Annotated in this window: 15 protein-coding genes; 7 read left to right on the top strand and 8 right to left on the bottom strand. The window is 63.5% G+C overall.

The window, feature by feature from the left end:
* Positions 1 to 347 precede the first annotated feature (347 nt).
* The gene (locus tag QQK95_RS07755; protein WP_284270649.1) at positions 348 to 1,436 is read left to right on the top strand and encodes an acyltransferase family protein; all 1,089 of its coding nucleotides are present in this window, start codon (positions 348 to 350) and stop codon (positions 1,434 to 1,436) included.
* Here the strand turns inward: QQK95_RS07755 and QQK95_RS07750 are convergent.
* The 6 genes from QQK95_RS07750 to QQK95_RS07725 all read right to left on the bottom strand — a co-directional run bounded on the left by QQK95_RS07750 (position 1,426) and on the right by QQK95_RS07725 (position 8,412).
* Positions 1,426 to 1,911, bottom strand: coding sequence for a hypothetical protein (locus QQK95_RS07750; protein WP_284270647.1), 486 nt, complete (start codon positions 1,909 to 1,911; stop codon positions 1,426 to 1,428). The genes QQK95_RS07755 and QQK95_RS07750 overlap by 11 nt on opposite strands.
* 127 nt (positions 1,912 to 2,038) lie before the next feature.
* Complete coding sequence (locus tag QQK95_RS07745) at positions 2,039 to 4,027, bottom strand: glycoside hydrolase family 127 protein (RefSeq protein WP_284270645.1); 1,989 nt, start codon at positions 4,025 to 4,027, stop codon at positions 2,039 to 2,041.
* A gap of 52 nt (positions 4,028 to 4,079) precedes the next feature.
* Positions 4,080 to 4,937: a carbohydrate ABC transporter permease gene (locus QQK95_RS07740; protein WP_038648472.1), complete on the bottom strand. Its 858-nt coding sequence runs from the start codon at positions 4,935 to 4,937 to the stop codon at positions 4,080 to 4,082.
* Positions 4,937 to 5,866 carry a carbohydrate ABC transporter permease gene (locus tag QQK95_RS07735; RefSeq protein WP_284270641.1) on the bottom strand — a complete coding sequence of 310 codons (930 nt, stop codon included), beginning with the start codon at positions 5,864 to 5,866 and terminating at the stop codon, positions 4,937 to 4,939. The genes QQK95_RS07740 and QQK95_RS07735 overlap by 1 nt, the downstream gene beginning before the upstream one ends.
* A gap of 190 nt (positions 5,867 to 6,056) precedes the next feature.
* Entirely contained in the window at positions 6,057 to 7,304 is a 1,248-nt protein-coding gene (locus QQK95_RS07730; RefSeq protein ID WP_284270639.1) for an ABC transporter substrate-binding protein, read from the bottom strand.
* Between the two features lie 64 nt (positions 7,305 to 7,368).
* On the bottom strand, positions 7,369 to 8,412 hold the full coding sequence (locus QQK95_RS07725) for a LacI family DNA-binding transcriptional regulator (RefSeq protein WP_284270636.1): 1,044 nt from the start codon (positions 8,410 to 8,412) through the stop codon (positions 7,369 to 7,371).
* Between the two features lie 290 nt (positions 8,413 to 8,702).
* Here QQK95_RS07725 and QQK95_RS07720 point away from each other — a divergent pair, with 290 nt between their 5' ends.
* The 4 genes from QQK95_RS07720 (at position 8,703) to QQK95_RS07705 (ending at position 11,032) form a co-directional block, all read left to right on the top strand.
* Entirely contained in the window at positions 8,703 to 9,776 is a 1,074-nt protein-coding gene (locus QQK95_RS07720) for a diguanylate cyclase domain-containing protein (RefSeq protein WP_284270634.1), read from the top strand.
* Between the two features lie 563 nt (positions 9,777 to 10,339).
* A complete protein-coding gene (locus tag QQK95_RS07715; RefSeq protein WP_284270633.1) occupies positions 10,340 to 10,546 on the top strand; it encodes a hypothetical protein in 207 nt (68 codons plus the stop codon).
* A 5-nt stretch (positions 10,547 to 10,551) separates the two neighbouring features.
* Complete coding sequence (locus QQK95_RS07710; protein WP_284270631.1) at positions 10,552 to 10,743, top strand: hypothetical protein; 192 nt, start codon at positions 10,552 to 10,554, stop codon at positions 10,741 to 10,743.
* Between the two features lie 64 nt (positions 10,744 to 10,807).
* Entirely contained in the window at positions 10,808 to 11,032 is a 225-nt protein-coding gene (locus QQK95_RS07705; protein WP_010910767.1) for a DUF6500 family protein, read from the top strand.
* On the opposite strand, the gene QQK95_RS07700 is transcribed toward QQK95_RS07705, so the two are convergent.
* Positions 11,033 to 11,299 carry a DUF1488 family protein gene (locus QQK95_RS07700; protein ID WP_284270623.1) on the bottom strand — a complete coding sequence of 89 codons (267 nt, stop codon included), beginning with the start codon at positions 11,297 to 11,299 and terminating at the stop codon, positions 11,033 to 11,035. It abuts the gene before it with no gap.
* Positions 11,296 to 11,550 (bottom strand): hypothetical protein, encoded by a 255-nt coding sequence (locus tag QQK95_RS07695; protein WP_010910765.1) that lies wholly within the window; start codon positions 11,548 to 11,550, stop codon positions 11,296 to 11,298. Before QQK95_RS07695 ends, QQK95_RS07700 begins: the two co-directional genes overlap by 4 nt.
* Before the next feature lie 247 nt (positions 11,551 to 11,797).
* Here QQK95_RS07695 and QQK95_RS07690 point away from each other — a divergent pair, with 247 nt between their 5' ends.
* Both QQK95_RS07690 and groL read left to right on the top strand, forming a co-directional pair.
* Positions 11,798 to 12,112: a co-chaperone GroES gene (locus tag QQK95_RS07690; protein WP_284270621.1), complete on the top strand. Its 315-nt coding sequence runs from the start codon at positions 11,798 to 11,800 to the stop codon at positions 12,110 to 12,112.
* A gap of 61 nt (positions 12,113 to 12,173) precedes the next feature.
* Positions 12,174 to 13,802, top strand: coding sequence for a chaperonin GroEL (groL, locus tag QQK95_RS07685; protein WP_284270619.1), 1,629 nt, complete (start codon positions 12,174 to 12,176; stop codon positions 13,800 to 13,802).
* The last annotated feature ends 107 nt before the right edge of the window (positions 13,803 to 13,909 follow it).

Raw genomic sequence — 13,909 nt, 5'->3', positions numbered from 1 at the left:
AACGTCGGCGCTGCCCCTCACTGTCCTGCCGGACATCTCTCCCCGTAAACGGGGCGAGAGGGGCTGGCAGCGCCGCCGGCGACTTTTCTGCAACGCTGGCGATTGGCGAAAGCAGCGACAACAGCTTCCCTCGCCCCGTTTACGGGGAGAGGATGCCGGCACAGGCAGGTGAGGGGCAGCGCTGACGGCAGAAGATTGCCAATGACTTCAACATGGCAGGAGCGGCCCGCAGGCCGCAGTCAGCCAAGCCCCCAAGACCATCCGTGTTTACGATCTGGGAAGCTTGATGGTGCTAGACATCTCGGGATGATGGCTGGCCTCGTTGGCCGGCCCCGAATGGATTTGCCATGAACAGCCCGATGCGCATGCCGTGGGTGGACACGGCCAAAGGCCTCTCGATCATCCTCGTGGTCATGATGTACTCGGCCTACAATACGGGCGAGTACACGGGCGGTGTCGGCTTCCTGCACTATGTCATCGGCTTTGCTACGCCGTTCCGCATGCCGGAATTCTTCCTGATCTCAGGCCTGTTCCTGTCGCAGGTGATCGACCGGCCGTGGCGGCGTTACATCGACCGGCGCGTCGTCCATTATCTCTATTTCTACGTGCTGTGGGCGATCATCTCGATCGGGCTGAAGATCGGCATCTTCAGCCGCGATCCCGGCGGCATGCTGCATGACCTCGCAATGGCCGTCGTCCAACCCTATGGCGTGCTGTGGTTCATCTACATGCTGGCGGTGTTTGGCCTTGTGGCCAAGCTCTTGCGGCAGTTCGGCGTTCCCGCCTGGATCGTCATCCCGATCGCCGCCGCCCTGCAGATGTGGGCGCCGCATCCCGACAGCTATGCGGTTGAACAGTTCGCGGCTTATTTCGTGTTCTTCTATGTCGGCTTCGTCATGGCACCCTTGGTGTTCCGCCTCGTCGAGTGGACGCAACCCCGCCCGATGCTGGCCGTCGCCGGCCTGCTTGTGTGGGCGATCGTGAACGGTCTGCTCGTCTATTCGCCTGGATATGCTATGCATCCGGTCGGTATGCAGATGGGGCTGGCGGCATGGCCGCCGCTGCATCTCACCCTGGCCGTCGCCGGCGCGGTGGCGCTCTGCGTGCTTGGCGGCTTGCTGTCGACATTCCCTGTCATGGAATGGCTCCGCTGGCTCGGCGAACATTCGCTGGTCGTCTATGTCGCCTTCACCATTCCGATGTCGCTCTTTCGTGGCGCTGCGCTGGCAAGCGGCCTGCTGACCGACACCGGCATGCTCAGCCTGGCGGTGCTTCTGGTCTCGATCATCAGCCCTGTGGTGCTCTACTTCATCGTCAAACGCTTTGGCTTCGGCATGTTCCTGTTCGAGCGGCCGGCCTGGGCGCATATCGACAACAGCGCGCCGCAAGCGGCACCGAAGACGGCGCTGCCTGCTGCCGGAGAGCTTATCGGATGAACGCGTCCTTGCTGTCAGCCAAGATGATCATCCCAGATCGATTCCTCTGAACGTCTTCAGGTATTTCTATTTTTGCATGAAGGTCATCATCCCGCGCCAACGCCACAACACGATGGCTCTCTAGCAAGCTTGAAGAGCCGACGACCCCCGAACCGAGGTATCGTAAGAACTCGAAATTCGATCCGGTAAATCTGCAAAAATCCTTCATCTCAAGGATATCTCCAACAGTAGTGGTGCGTTGATGGCCGATTACATCTTCAATTATCCTGACGCCACCAAATATTTCTGTTTTTGAATAAATTGACTCGTAAATCACAAATACCCGGCTCTTGTTGTCTTTCAGCGTTTTCAGTTCATAGCCCTTGATAATCATTCTGATTGGCTCGTCTATTTCTTCAGGGCCAGTCGCCGAACATTGAATATTAAACTCGAGATCAATAGCTCTTCCAGGTGGAAATTCAGTAAAATGGCGCATGAGTTCGCTCTCCTGCCTGCCGGCCCATCATACAGTTGTTTGCCATGAGGAACGGATTTGAGCTGAATGTCGCCACCATTGCCACCATCATATGACTCGCCAGAGCGATTTTTGAAACAGGCGAGCCTCAGCCGTCCCGCAGCCACACCAGCATCTCGCCGGGCTCGCGATTGTCCCAGGCGTAATACGGGATGGCGGTCAGCCGCGTCTCGACGCTGGCCGGCGGTTCGGAGCGATAGAGCCCGGCCTGCCAGCCGTCGCCGGCATCGGCTCGCGCCATGGCCGAAAGCGTCACCACGCCGCCCAGCAGTCCGGGCGCTTCATGCGCCTCGATGCCTGCGGTACGCGGCAGGGTCAGGCGATGCAGCCGGCTGTCATTATCCGATGCCTCGACGCAGTAGATCAGCGGCCCGCGCGACAGCGCGACGCGGCCGGCATCCTGCCGGACTTCGGGATTGGCGTAGAGCCGCTCGATCGGCATTTCGAGGTCGAGCCGGACGCGGTCGCCCTTTTTCCAGCTGCGCCGGATCGCGGCATAGCCGTCGCTGGTCATGTCTTCGAGGTCGACCGCCTCGCCATTGATCTGAAGCATCGCGCTGGTGCTCCATGTCGGGATGCGCAGGTGCAGTGTGAACTCCACCGGCGCTTGCGGATCGACCGTGATCTCGACGGCGCCGTCCCAGGGGTAGCGGCTCGCCTGCGTCAGGCTCACCGGCGTGCCCGCAATGTCGAAGCGGGCGGTGGAGTCGCCATAGAGGTGGACGGCCAACGCATCGTCCGCCAGGCTATAGAAATAGCTGCCGATCGAGGCGACCATGCGCCCGACATTGGGCGGGCAGCAGGGGCAACGGTGCCATTTCCACCTGTTGTGCCGGCCCCGGCTTTCCAGCGGGTTCTCGTAGAAGAACAGCGAGCCGTCGAGCGACAGGCCGGAGATCGAGCCATTGTAGAGCGCGCGCTCCATCATGTCGGCGTAGCGGGCGTTCGGGCCCATGCCGAGCATGCGGCTTGCCCAGAACACCAGGCCTACCGCCGCACAGGTCTCGGCATAGGCGCTCTCATTGGGCAGGTCGTAGTCGCTGGTGAAACCCTCATTGTGCGCCGACGGGCCGAGCCCGCCGGTGATGTAGAGGTTCTTCGTGGTGAGGTCGTCCCACAGCCGGTCGAGGGCGACGCGCAGGCTATCGTCGCCATATTCGGTGGCGATGTCGGCCATGCCCGAATAGAGGTACATGGCCCGCACCGCATGGCCGACGACCTTGTCCTGCTCGCGCACCGGCCTGTGCGACTGGCTGTATTCATAGGTCTTGAAATGATAGGCCCTGGGGTCGGCGCCACGGGCGCGCGCTTCCTCGTCGAAATAATGCGGCTGCTGGCCGCGCTGGTCGATGAAGTATTTGGCCAGCTCCATGTATTTCCGCTCGCCCGTCACCCGCGCCAGCTTGACCAGCGCCAGCTCGATCTCCTCATGGCCGCAATAGCCTTTCTTCTTGCCGGGCTCGGGGCCTAGCACCGAAGCGATATGGTCGGCGTAGCGGCACATAATGTCGAGCAGCTTGCGCTTGCCCGTCGCCTGGTAATAGGCGACCGCGCCTTCGATCAGGTGGCCGGCGCAATAGAGCTCGTGGCAGTCGCGCAGGTTGGTCCAGCGCTTGCCGGGCTGGATGCGCTGGTACCAGCTGGAGAGATAGCCGTCCTCCTGCTGCAGCTTGCCGTACATGTCGATGACGGCGTCGATCTTCTTCTCCAGTTCCGGGTTCTTGCGCCGGTAGAGCGAATAGGCCGCGGTCTCGATCGTCTTGCCGAGATCGGAATCCCAGAACATCTGCGTCGTCACCGTAGAGCCGGTGAATTCGGCGCCCTGGCGGTCCGCTTCATCGGGCGATGGCGAGTGGAAGGGAATGACGATGCCGGGCGAGGGGCGGTCCGGGTCGATCTGCTCCAGCATGCGTGCCTCGACGCAGCGCTCATAGAGGATGTCGGCGGTGCGGGTCGCCACCGCGTCGGCGCGGTCGCCCCAGAAGCCATGCACATCGACCTGCGGCACCGGCAGCGGCCGGAAGGCAAGTTTCGGCTTCCCCTTCGTGGCGGGGCGGGGGGATGGCGATGCGGTCATGAACTCACTCCATTATTCCATCGATTGGTTGACGGCCGAGGCCGTCAGGCGATTACTTCACGGCCCCGGCCATCAGGCCGCGGATGTAGAAGCGCTGCAAAGCAAGGAACAGGATCAGGCACGGCACCATCATCACGGTGACGCCCGCCTGCACGGCGCCCCAGTCGATGGCGCCGAAGCGGCCCGACTGCAGTGCCGTCATCATCACCGGCAGCGTGAATTTCGACTGGTCGGTCATCAGCACCAGCGCGGCGAGGAATTCGTTCCAGGCGCCGAGGAAGGCGAAAAGCGCGATGGTGACGACGCCCGGCCAGACCAGCGGCAGCATCACCTTCAAAAGCATGGTGGCGTTGCCGGCGCCGTCCATGCGGGCGGCCTCCTCGATCTCGCGCGGCACCGCGTCGAAGGCGTTGCGCATCATGAAGATCGAGAACGGCAATTGCAGCGTTACATAGACGCCGACCAGGCCGGTCAGCGTATTGTGCAGGCCAAGCTTGGTCAGCACCAGGAAGATCGGCGTGAGGATCGACTGGAACGGGATCATGATCGTCGACAGGATGAGGACGAAGAACAGGTCCTTGAACGGAAAGCGAAAGCGCGAAAAGCCGTAGCCGGCCAGCACGCTGACGATGACCGACAGCAGGACCGTCATCACCGAGACATAGATGCTGTTCTGCGCCGAGGCCCACAGCCCGTCGCCGAAGGAGTTCAGCGTGGCATAATTCTCGAGCGAGAAGCCCGTCGTCGGCCATGGCGGCAGCGGCGGCAGGCGCGCTTCGGCCGCCGGCTTGAAGGCCGACAGCGCCGTCCACACGATCGGCGCGACGAACAGCACCGAGGCGATGATGCCGGTGGAGTGCCTGGCGAGGCGGGCGGCGAACTTGCCTCGGGCTGAAATTGCCTGCGCCATCAGTCGAGGCCCTCTGGCTTGCGCAGCAGCCACAGCTGGATGAGGCTGAGCGCCACCAGGATGACCAGCAGCACCATGGAGAGTGCGGCGCCATAGCCAAGCTTGAACGAGACGAAGGACTGGTTGAAGATCCAGTAGACCGCCGTCAGCGTCTGGTTGCGCGGCCCACCGCGCAGGATGATGTAGAACTGGTCGAAGGCAAGGATCGAGCCTGCCACCGACAGGATCAGCGCCAGCGCCAGCGTGCGGCGCATCAGCGGCAGCGTGATCGCCCGGAACCGCGCGAACGGCCCGGCACCGTCGATGACGGCGGCCTCCTGCAGATCCTGCGGGATCGATTGCAGGCCGGTCATCAGGATGATCATGGTGAAGCCGGCGACCTTCCACACCACCATGGCGATGATCGACCAGAAGGCCGGCTGGAAAGTGGCGAGCAGGTTGAACTTCTTGTCGATCAGGCCGAGGTCGTAGGCGGCCGGGCTGAACAGGCCGGAATCGACGTTGAGCAGCCATGACCACAAAAGGCTCGCCGAGGCGAAACCGACCACCGCCGGCATGAAGAAGAAGGTGCGGTAGAGGTTGGTCAGCGGCCGCGGTTTCTCGATGAAGATCGCCAGGGGAAAGGCGACGGCGAAGATCGCGATGGTGACGACCACCGTATAGTAGCCGGTGAATTTCAGCGCGTTCCAGAACCTGGTGTCGCGCAGGATCGCCCAGTAATTGTCGAGCCCGATGAAAGCGTGCTCGCCCATCAGCGGCCAGTTGTGCAGCGACATCCACGCCGTCATGCCGAGCGGGATGACGAAGAACACCATGACCAGCGCCACGGCCGGCGCGACGTAGAGCAGGCCGATCCATTGCCGGCGCCCGGCGCCGACGAGTTTTCGGGCGCGGGGCGGGGCGGTGGTGCTTGCGGTGATGGTGGTCATGGCTGGCTTCCGCAGATCCAATTGGGCGCCCTACCTCCCCCTTGTGGGGAGGTCGGACCGCAGGTCCGGGTGGGGGACTGGCGCAGACCCCCACCCCGCTGCTTCGCAGCGACCCTCCCCACAAGGGGGAGGGCAAGGAGCACGCCGGCCACCCGCCCAGGGAGAGAGGCGGGCGGCCGGCAGGCGGCCGCTACTTCTGCGGCGCCTGGTCGATGATCGACTGCATGGTCTCCTGCGCGTTGGCGATGGCGCCGTCGACGTCGTCGCCGAAGAAGACCTCGTTGATCATCTGCGTCCAAGGGCCGTTGGCGGAGTTGATCAGATCGTTGAACACCACCGAATAGGGCGTCTTGCCCTTGGCCATGGCCTCGGCGGCGATCTGGTAGCGCGGATCGAGATCCTTCAGCGCGTCCTTGGCGATGTCGCCGCGCACCGGCAGGCTGCCATATTTGGCGAGGATGGTCTGCCCTTCCAGCGAATAGGCGAAATCCAGGAACTCCTTCACCACGGCGAGCTTCTTGGTGCCCTTGGTGACGACGAAATTGTCGCCGCCGGCGAAGGACGACCAGCCGCCGTCCTTGCCCGGCAGGAAGGTGACGCCGTAGTCGACATTGGGATACTGGGTGTTGAGCGCGCCGATGGCGAAGGCGCCGGAGGGCGAGATGCCGATATTGCCGGCGGCGAAGGCGGCAAAGAAATTGGCGCCGGTGTCGGTCTGCGCGCCTGCCGGCACCAGGTCCTTCTTGACCATCGAGCGGTAGAGATCGATGGCGCCGCGCAATTGCGGGCTGTCCAGCGTCGCCTTGGAGCCGTCCGCGCTCAGGATATCGCCGCCCGAGGCCCAGATCAGCGGCGTGAAGGTGAAGATGTTGCAGCCGCCGCAATTGCCGGAGAAGTAGAAGCCCTTGATGTTGCCGCCAAGCGCATTGACCTTCTCGGCATCGGCGGCGATCTCGGCCCAGTTGGTGGGGCCTTTCTCAGGGTCGAGGCCGGCCTGCTTGAACAGCTTCTTGTTCCAGATCAGCACCGAGGCGTCGGCCGAGAAAGGCAGGCCGTAAATGTGGTCCTTGTAGGTCCCGGTCTTGACATGCGCCGGCGACAGGCTGGCGAAATAGGGCAGGGACTTGGCCCAGTCGGTGATGTCCTCCAGCTGGCCGGCGGCGGCGAAGGAGGGCGTGTAGATCAGGTCGAGCGACAGCGCGTCGGGCGCCGTGCCGCCGGCGGCGGCGGCGCCATATTTCGGGATGATCTCGGCATTGGGGATGATGTCGAGCTTGATCTGGTCCTTATGCGCCTTGTTGTAGGCGTCGACGATGCGCGGCATGAAATTCGAGCCGTCGGCGCGCACCCAGATGTTGGCGGTGTCGGCGGCGGCAGTGCCGAGACCACCGCCCAGTACGGCAGCGGTAAGGGCCAGTTTGGCAATCAGGTTCCTCATGTTCTCCTCCTCCAAGGTTGGCCGCGGTGCGCGGCTTGGCGCCGGTCACGCGGCGCTTTCGTTTTCAGCCGTCCGGTGGGCGGCCACAGGACTGACGCACCACCAGCCGGCACGGCAGTTTTCGAATGCCCGGCGCGGCGGGCTGACCGCCGACCAGGGAAAGCAGGGTCAGCCCGGCCTCGCGCCCGAGGGCGACCAGGTTCATGTCGACCGAGGTCAGCGGCGGGCGCGTCGCTTCGGCGACGATCTCCCAATTGTCGAAACCGATGACGCCGACATCGCCGGGAACGTCGAGGCCGCGCTCGCGCAGGGCATCGATGACGCCGCGCGCGATCTGGTCGTTGCCGCAAAAGACGGCGTCGGGCCGTTCGCTCCTGCCGTCGAACAGCTGCGCCACCGCTTCATGTCCCCAGGCTTCCGACCAGGCGCCGAGCAGCGGCTCGGTGACCGGCAGGCCGTTTTCGCCGAGCACGTCGCGATAGGCCTGGGCGCGGGCGTGCACCACGGCAAAGCTCGCCGGTCCGCTGACATGGGTGATGCGCCTGCGGCCAAGCCGGCAGAAATGTTCGACCGCCAGCCGCGCGCCGCCGGCATCGTCCGAGACGAAGGCGACGGCGTCGGGATCGGGCTGGGTGAAGGCATAGATCACCGGGATGCGCAGATTGGCGAGGTCGACGGGCAGATGGCGGTCGATGCGTTTTCCGGTGGCGATGATGCCGTCGACGCGCTTGTCGAGCATGGCCTCGACATGCAGCTGGCCCAGCCGCGGATCCTCCTCGACATTGCACAGGAAGACCGAGACGCCATTGTCGACCAGCGCGTCCGAAATGCCCGACATCAGCGGCAGCGAGAAGCGGCCATAGGTATCGTTGGTGAGCAGGCCGACGGTGAAGGAGCGGCGCCTCAGCAGGCTCTGCGCCAGGCTGTTGGGCCGGAAGCCCAGGCTGCGCGCCGTCTCGCGGATGCGCTCGCGTGTCTCGGCGGTCATGCGCCCCTGGTCGTTGAGCGCTTTCGAGGCGGTGGCGACGCTGACGCCGGCCCGCGCCGCCACGTCACGCAAGGTGACGGGCTTGGGAAAGACCGGAACAGGCTGATCGTCCGCTGCCATGGCGCCGAGAATCCTTAGTTGGGAAAAGGTTTTCTCTTACGGGCCGGAATAAGGCCCGGCCAATGGCCGAGCCCGATCGGAATTGTTTGGAAAAACCTTTTCTCAACTCAAGGCTAGGCCAGATCGGGCGAGCGTTCAAGGGGAAAAGTTGACGTCGGCGATCGCTTCTCCGCATGCTTCGCATCGACGGATTTTTCGCCGGAGATTCCGCTGCGGCTCTGGAAGTGTCAGCGAAGTGTTAATCGCTCCTGCGCCATGGTGGCTGTCCGCCAAGACAGCAGAGCCCCGCAATGTCCGACACACCCTACAATCCCAAAGGTCCGGCGCGGCCCCCCGCTTCGCCACGACGCGGGGAGGGTGGGCAGGATGCGCGTTCGGCCGAGCGCCGCCGCGATGCCGCCATCTCCAAGCTCAAGGCCGAACTCGCGGCGCAGGCGGCGCTGATCGCCGGCCAGGAGGTTGCGCTGGCGCACAGCCGCAAGATATTCGACCGCGCCTCGGTCGCCGCGCGCATCGGCGTGTGGGAATGCAGCCTGCCCGGCGAACAGTTGCACTGGACCGATGTGGTCTACGACCTGTTCGACCTGCCGCGCGGCGCGGCACTCGACCGTTCGGAGATCATCAAGTGCTATCCGGCGGAGTCGCGCAAGGCGCTGGACACTTTGCGCAGCCGCGCGATCGCCGAGCGCAGCGGCTTCACCCTCGACGCCGAGATCACCACCTTCGCCGGCCACAGCCGCTGGATCCGCATCACCGCGACGGTCGAGTGCGAGGCGGATGTGCCGGTGCGCATCTTCGGCATGAAGCAGGACATCACCGAGGAAAAGATCCTGTCGGACCAGATGCGCTATCTCGCGGAATTTGACGCCATGACCGGGCTTGCCAACCGCGCCCGGTTCCAGGCGCGGCTGGCACAGGCGGATGCCAGCCGTCCACTCGGCGCGCTGCTGTTGATCGACCTGGATGGCTTCAAGGCGGTCAACGACACGTTCGGCCATGTCGTCGGCGACGAGTGCCTGAAGGCGGCGGCCGAGCGCCTTGCCGGTGGTTGCGGCGAGGCGGATCTGGTGGCGCGCGTCGGCGGCGACGAATTCGCGGTGCTGCTTGGCTCGCATCTCGACCGGGCTGCCGTTTCCGGCGTGGCGCGCGAGATCATCGACGGGATGGGCAAGCCGTTCGCGGTGCGCGGCCAGTCGCTCAGGCTGGGCGCCTCCATCGGCATTGCGTTTGCCGGCGCGGGCTCGCCTTGCGACCTGTTCGCGCAGGCCGACACCGCGCTCTATGCCGCCAAGGCGGCAGGGCGCAACACGTTCCGCATCTTCAAGGCCGAGGCCGGCGCGAAAGGCCGGAGTGCTGCGGCGTAAAGGCCTGAGTTCTTCAGGGAAGGCCTGGACAGCTTCCCCTTGGAATTGTTTGCAAACAAAGAGATAGGGCTGCGATTTGAAGCTCTGAATCGCCTGGCGGCACTGCGTGTCGGTCATTTATCGTCCGCGCGGCACCGCGCGCTCCGTCGGGGTTTCGGGGCACAGAGCTTGCCGAAGGGCGATGCCAGGCGACATTTCGCAAACTGCCGACAGAACAGCCGTCTGGCTTAACTTTTCCGCAAGCATTTCCCCGTTAGTTCGGTTGCAATGGCCTCGTGGCGGAGCGGCTACGCTGGAGACGGCAAATCTCTGAAGCCTCGGTTCGATCCCGAGGCGAGGCCTCCAAAAATCTTATAGCCGAGACCCTGCGCCGGACCTCCTGTCTCGGCCGATTTGCGTGGTTGCGGCCATCGCCGCCTCCGACGACCCTGGTCACGCGGGTATAGGGCCGACGTCAAAACCACCTATCTGCATTTGGCATGCAGGGCGCTGGCGAAAAGAGTGCTATGGCAGGGGCGCGAGCCTGCTCGCTCCGATCTTCCCCGACATTCGAGGTCATTTTCGTGCGTGAACCGTCCCCGCTGCCGGTCTTTGGAAAACTTGGCGCCAAGGCATCCGTCGCCGTCGTGGCGTCGCCTGTCGCTTCGGCCGGCATCGTAGCGCGCTTGCGGGAACTTCTGGCCAGGCATGGCGGCATGGCGCTGAAGCTGTCGGTGATCGCCTGGACGATGCTGGTCCTGGGCACGGTGTTTTTCATGTTGCAGGGCTGAGGATCATGGCCAATCGCTACGTGCTGCGCATGGATCTGCCCCAGAGCTGGGCCATCGTGGATGTCTTCACCGGCCAGCCAGCCGTGATCAGGCAGAAAGTGATGGTCGGCATGAGCCCGCGCGAGGCCGAGGACATGGTCGTGCAGATGAATGTCGGCGACATCCGGCGTCGGGAGAGGGCGGAGCGCAAGGGGTGAACGTTGCTGCCGCCAGCCCAGAGGGTGAGCCAAGATCCCGCCGCACCAAGACAAGAGGATTCCCGTGAGAGCGAGCCTGAGGCAAAAGATACTGGAGGTCTGCGACCGCAAGATTTCCGAGAAGGGGCCTGCCGTCGGCGTGTCGTTCTACGCGTTTTTCGCCAACAGGAATGACGACCCCGAACTGCTGATGGAAGCAGCGGAATGGTGGATCAGGACCCACCGCCTCGACCATTTCGAAAAGGCCGCGAAGATACGGACGATGATCGAGGACATGGACCTCGGCTGATCAGCCGAAGTCGTCTGCCGTCAGCACATACATGCTCTTGCGCGTGCGGCCGTAGGCCTTCGAGGCCACGTCGCGGATGGCGCTGTTCTCGGTGTCGAACGTGGCGAGGTAACCGGCCTCGTTGGCCGCAGTTGCCGGCTGCATCCTGGTCATGGCATCGGCGGCGACCGAGAAGGAAATCTGGAACATGCCGTCATGGCCGACGAAGCGGATGCGCTTGCCGGCTTCGTCATAGCTGCGGCTTCGATTGGGGAAGGTCAGGCTCATGTTTTTGCCTCCGTTGCGGCGGCCTTCTTGGTCGCCCGCTTCTTCTTCGGCGTCGGGTTCAGGGCTTCGGCGACGCGATCCGCCTCTTCCTTGGCCAGGCGCAATGTCCTGAGCTTTGCGGTCTTGATCTCCCTGGCCTTCGCCTCGGACATGTACTCGGCGGTTGCCTTGTTGCGCTCCGCCGTCTTCTTCTGCTTGTCGACGAAGCGGGCTTCGGCTTTTTCCATGATCGTCTGATTGCCGTCGGCCATCGCATAAATCTCCTTGGTGCCTGGAATCGTGAAAATGAACTTGTCCGATAAATAGGCGCTCGACCGGCAAAATTCAATTTTTTGAATTATTTGACCACCTTCGGATATCACGAAACGGCAAGGTGAAATAATACTTTTCAATATTTAATTGGTCCTGCGAATAATTTTTGGCACTCCTATCTATCGAGTGCCAAAGCGCCTATATGGGGCAAGCGGCCGCCTAAGCCGGCCCCAGAAAGAAGTTTTCATGAAGTTTCGGCCACTCCACGACCGCGTCGTCATCCGGCGCGCCGAAGGCGATATCAAATCCAAGGGCGGCATCATCATCCCCGACAATGCCAAGGAAAAGCCGCAGGAAGGCGAAGTCATCGCCGTCGGCCCCGGCGCACGCGACGAAAAGGGCGCGCTCGTGCCGCTCGACGTCAAGGCCGGCGACCTGATCCTGTTCGGCAAATGGTCGGGCACCGAGGTCAAGATCGACGGCGAGGACCTTCTGATCATGAAGGAAGCCGACATTATGGGCGTCATCGAGAAGCGCGTCGAAGCCAAGAAGGCCGCCTGACTGGAGCGCCGCGCGTTCCGCGCGGGGTTCGTCCACTCCAAATTCGAACGGGATTGAAAAAATGTCTGCCAAGGAAATCAAATTCGCCACCGACGCGCGTGACCGCATGCTGCGCGGCGTCGAGATCCTCACCAATGCGGTGAAGGTCACGCTCGGCCCCAAGGGCCGCAACGTCATCATCGACAAGGCCTATGGCGCGCCGCGCATCACCAAGGACGGCGTCACCGTCGCCAAGGAAATCGAGCTTGCCGACAAGTTCGAGAACATGGGCGCGCAGATGGTGCGCGAAGTGGCCTCGAAGACCAACGACCTCGCCGGCGACGGCACCACCACCGCGACCGTGCTGGCCGCCTCGATCCTGCGCGAAGGCGCCAAGCTGGTTGCCGCCGGCATGAATCCGATGGACTTGAAGCGCGGCATCGACCAGGCGGTCGCCGCAGTCGTCGTCGAGATCAAGGCCAAGGCCAAGAAGGTCAAGTCGTCGGCCGAGATCGCCCAGGTCGGCACCATCGCCGCCAATGGCGATGCAACCGTCGGCGAGATGATCGCCAAGGCGATGGACAAGGTCGGCAATGACGGCGTCATCACCGTCGAGGAAGCCAAGACCGCCGAAACCGAACTCGATGTCGTCGAGGGCATGCAGTTCGACCGTGGCTATCTCAGCCCGTATTTCGTCACCAATGCCGACAAGATGCGTGTCGAACTGGAAGAGCCCTATGTGCTCATCCACGAGAAGAAGCTCGGCAATCTGCAGGCAATGCTGCCGATCCTCGAAGCGGTGGTGCAGAGCGGCAGGCCGCTGCTGATCATTTCGGAAGACGTCGAAGGCGAGGCGCTTGCCACGCTGGTCGTCAACAAGTTGCGCGGCGGCCTCAAGGTCGCGGCCGTCAAGGCGCCGGGCTTCGGCGATCGCCGCAAGGCGATGCTGGAAGACATTGCGGTGCTGACTTCAGGCCAGATGATTTCCGAGGACCTCGGCATCAAGCTCGAAAACGTCACCATCGAGATGCTCGGCCGCGCCAAGCGCGTGCTGATCGAGAAGGACACCACCACGATCATCGACGGCGCCGGCACCAAGGCGACCATCCAGGCGCGCGTCGCCCAGATCAAGGGCCAGATCGAGGAGACGACCTCCGACTACGACAAGGAGAAGCTGCAGGAGCGGCTGGCCAAGCTGTCGGGCGGCGTTGCCGTCATCCGCGTCGGCGGCGTCACCGAGTCGGAAGTGAAGGAAAAGAAGGACCGTATCGACGACGCGCTGAATGCGACGCGTGCGGCGGTCGAGGAAGGCATCGTGCCCGGCGGCGGCGTGGCTCTGCTGCGTGCAAGGTCGGCACTATCGGGCCTGAACGGCGCCAATGCCGATGTCACCGCCGGCATTTCGATCGTGCTGCGCGCGCTCGAAGCGCCGATCCGCCAGATCGCCGAGAATTCCGGCGTCGAAGGCTCCATCGTCGTCGGCAAGCTCACTGACAGCAAGGATCACAATCAGGGCTTCGACGCCCAAAACGAGACCTATGTCGACATGATCAAGGCCGGCATCGTCGACCCGGCGAAAGTGGTGCGCACCGCGCTGCAGGACGCCGGTTCGATCGCCGCCCTCCTGATCACCGCCGAAGCCATGATCACCGACATCCCGGCCAAGGATGCGGCGCCCGCAGGTGGCGGCGGCGGCATGGGCGGCTATTAAGGGTTCAAGTAAGGCCGGCCTGCAAACGGCCTGACCTCAATCCGCGCCGGCTCCAGGAGCCGGTTCTTACCGCCGGGGGATTTTCTCCCGGCGCGCAGGCCTCTAGC

Origin of the sequence: Mesorhizobium huakuii (genome assembly GCF_030160235.1) — a bacterium.
Taxonomy (GTDB): domain Bacteria; phylum Pseudomonadota; class Alphaproteobacteria; order Rhizobiales; family Rhizobiaceae; genus Mesorhizobium; species Mesorhizobium huakuii.
The sequence above is the reverse complement of the archived record's forward strand: the minus strand, read 5'-3'. Positions and strand labels throughout refer to the sequence as shown.

Coding starts and splice junctions, on each gene's coding strand:
- QQK95_RS07755 (WP_284270649.1), top strand. CDS start 348: ATGAACAGCCCGATGCGCATGCCGTGGGTGGACACGGCCAAAGGCCTC.
- QQK95_RS07750 (WP_284270647.1), bottom strand. CDS start 1,911: ATGCGCCATTTTACTGAATTTCCACCTGGAAGAGCTATTGATCTCGAG.
- QQK95_RS07745 (WP_284270645.1), bottom strand. CDS start 4,027: ATGACCGCATCGCCATCCCCCCGCCCCGCCACGAAGGGGAAGCCGAAA.
- QQK95_RS07740 (WP_038648472.1), bottom strand. CDS start 4,937: ATGGCGCAGGCAATTTCAGCCCGAGGCAAGTTCGCCGCCCGCCTCGCC.
- QQK95_RS07735 (WP_284270641.1), bottom strand. CDS start 5,866: ATGACCACCATCACCGCAAGCACCACCGCCCCGCCCCGCGCCCGAAAA.
- QQK95_RS07730 (WP_284270639.1), bottom strand. CDS start 7,304: ATGAGGAACCTGATTGCCAAACTGGCCCTTACCGCTGCCGTACTGGGC.
- QQK95_RS07725 (WP_284270636.1), bottom strand. CDS start 8,412: ATGGCAGCGGACGATCAGCCTGTTCCGGTCTTTCCCAAGCCCGTCACC.
- QQK95_RS07720 (WP_284270634.1), top strand. CDS start 8,703: ATGTCCGACACACCCTACAATCCCAAAGGTCCGGCGCGGCCCCCCGCT.
- QQK95_RS07710 (WP_284270631.1), top strand. CDS start 10,552: ATGGCCAATCGCTACGTGCTGCGCATGGATCTGCCCCAGAGCTGGGCC.
- QQK95_RS07700 (WP_284270623.1), bottom strand. CDS start 11,299: ATGAGCCTGACCTTCCCCAATCGAAGCCGCAGCTATGACGAAGCCGGC.
- QQK95_RS07695 (WP_010910765.1), bottom strand. CDS start 11,550: ATGGCCGACGGCAATCAGACGATCATGGAAAAAGCCGAAGCCCGCTTC.
- QQK95_RS07690 (WP_284270621.1), top strand. CDS start 11,798: ATGAAGTTTCGGCCACTCCACGACCGCGTCGTCATCCGGCGCGCCGAA.
- groL (WP_284270619.1), top strand. CDS start 12,174: ATGTCTGCCAAGGAAATCAAATTCGCCACCGACGCGCGTGACCGCATG.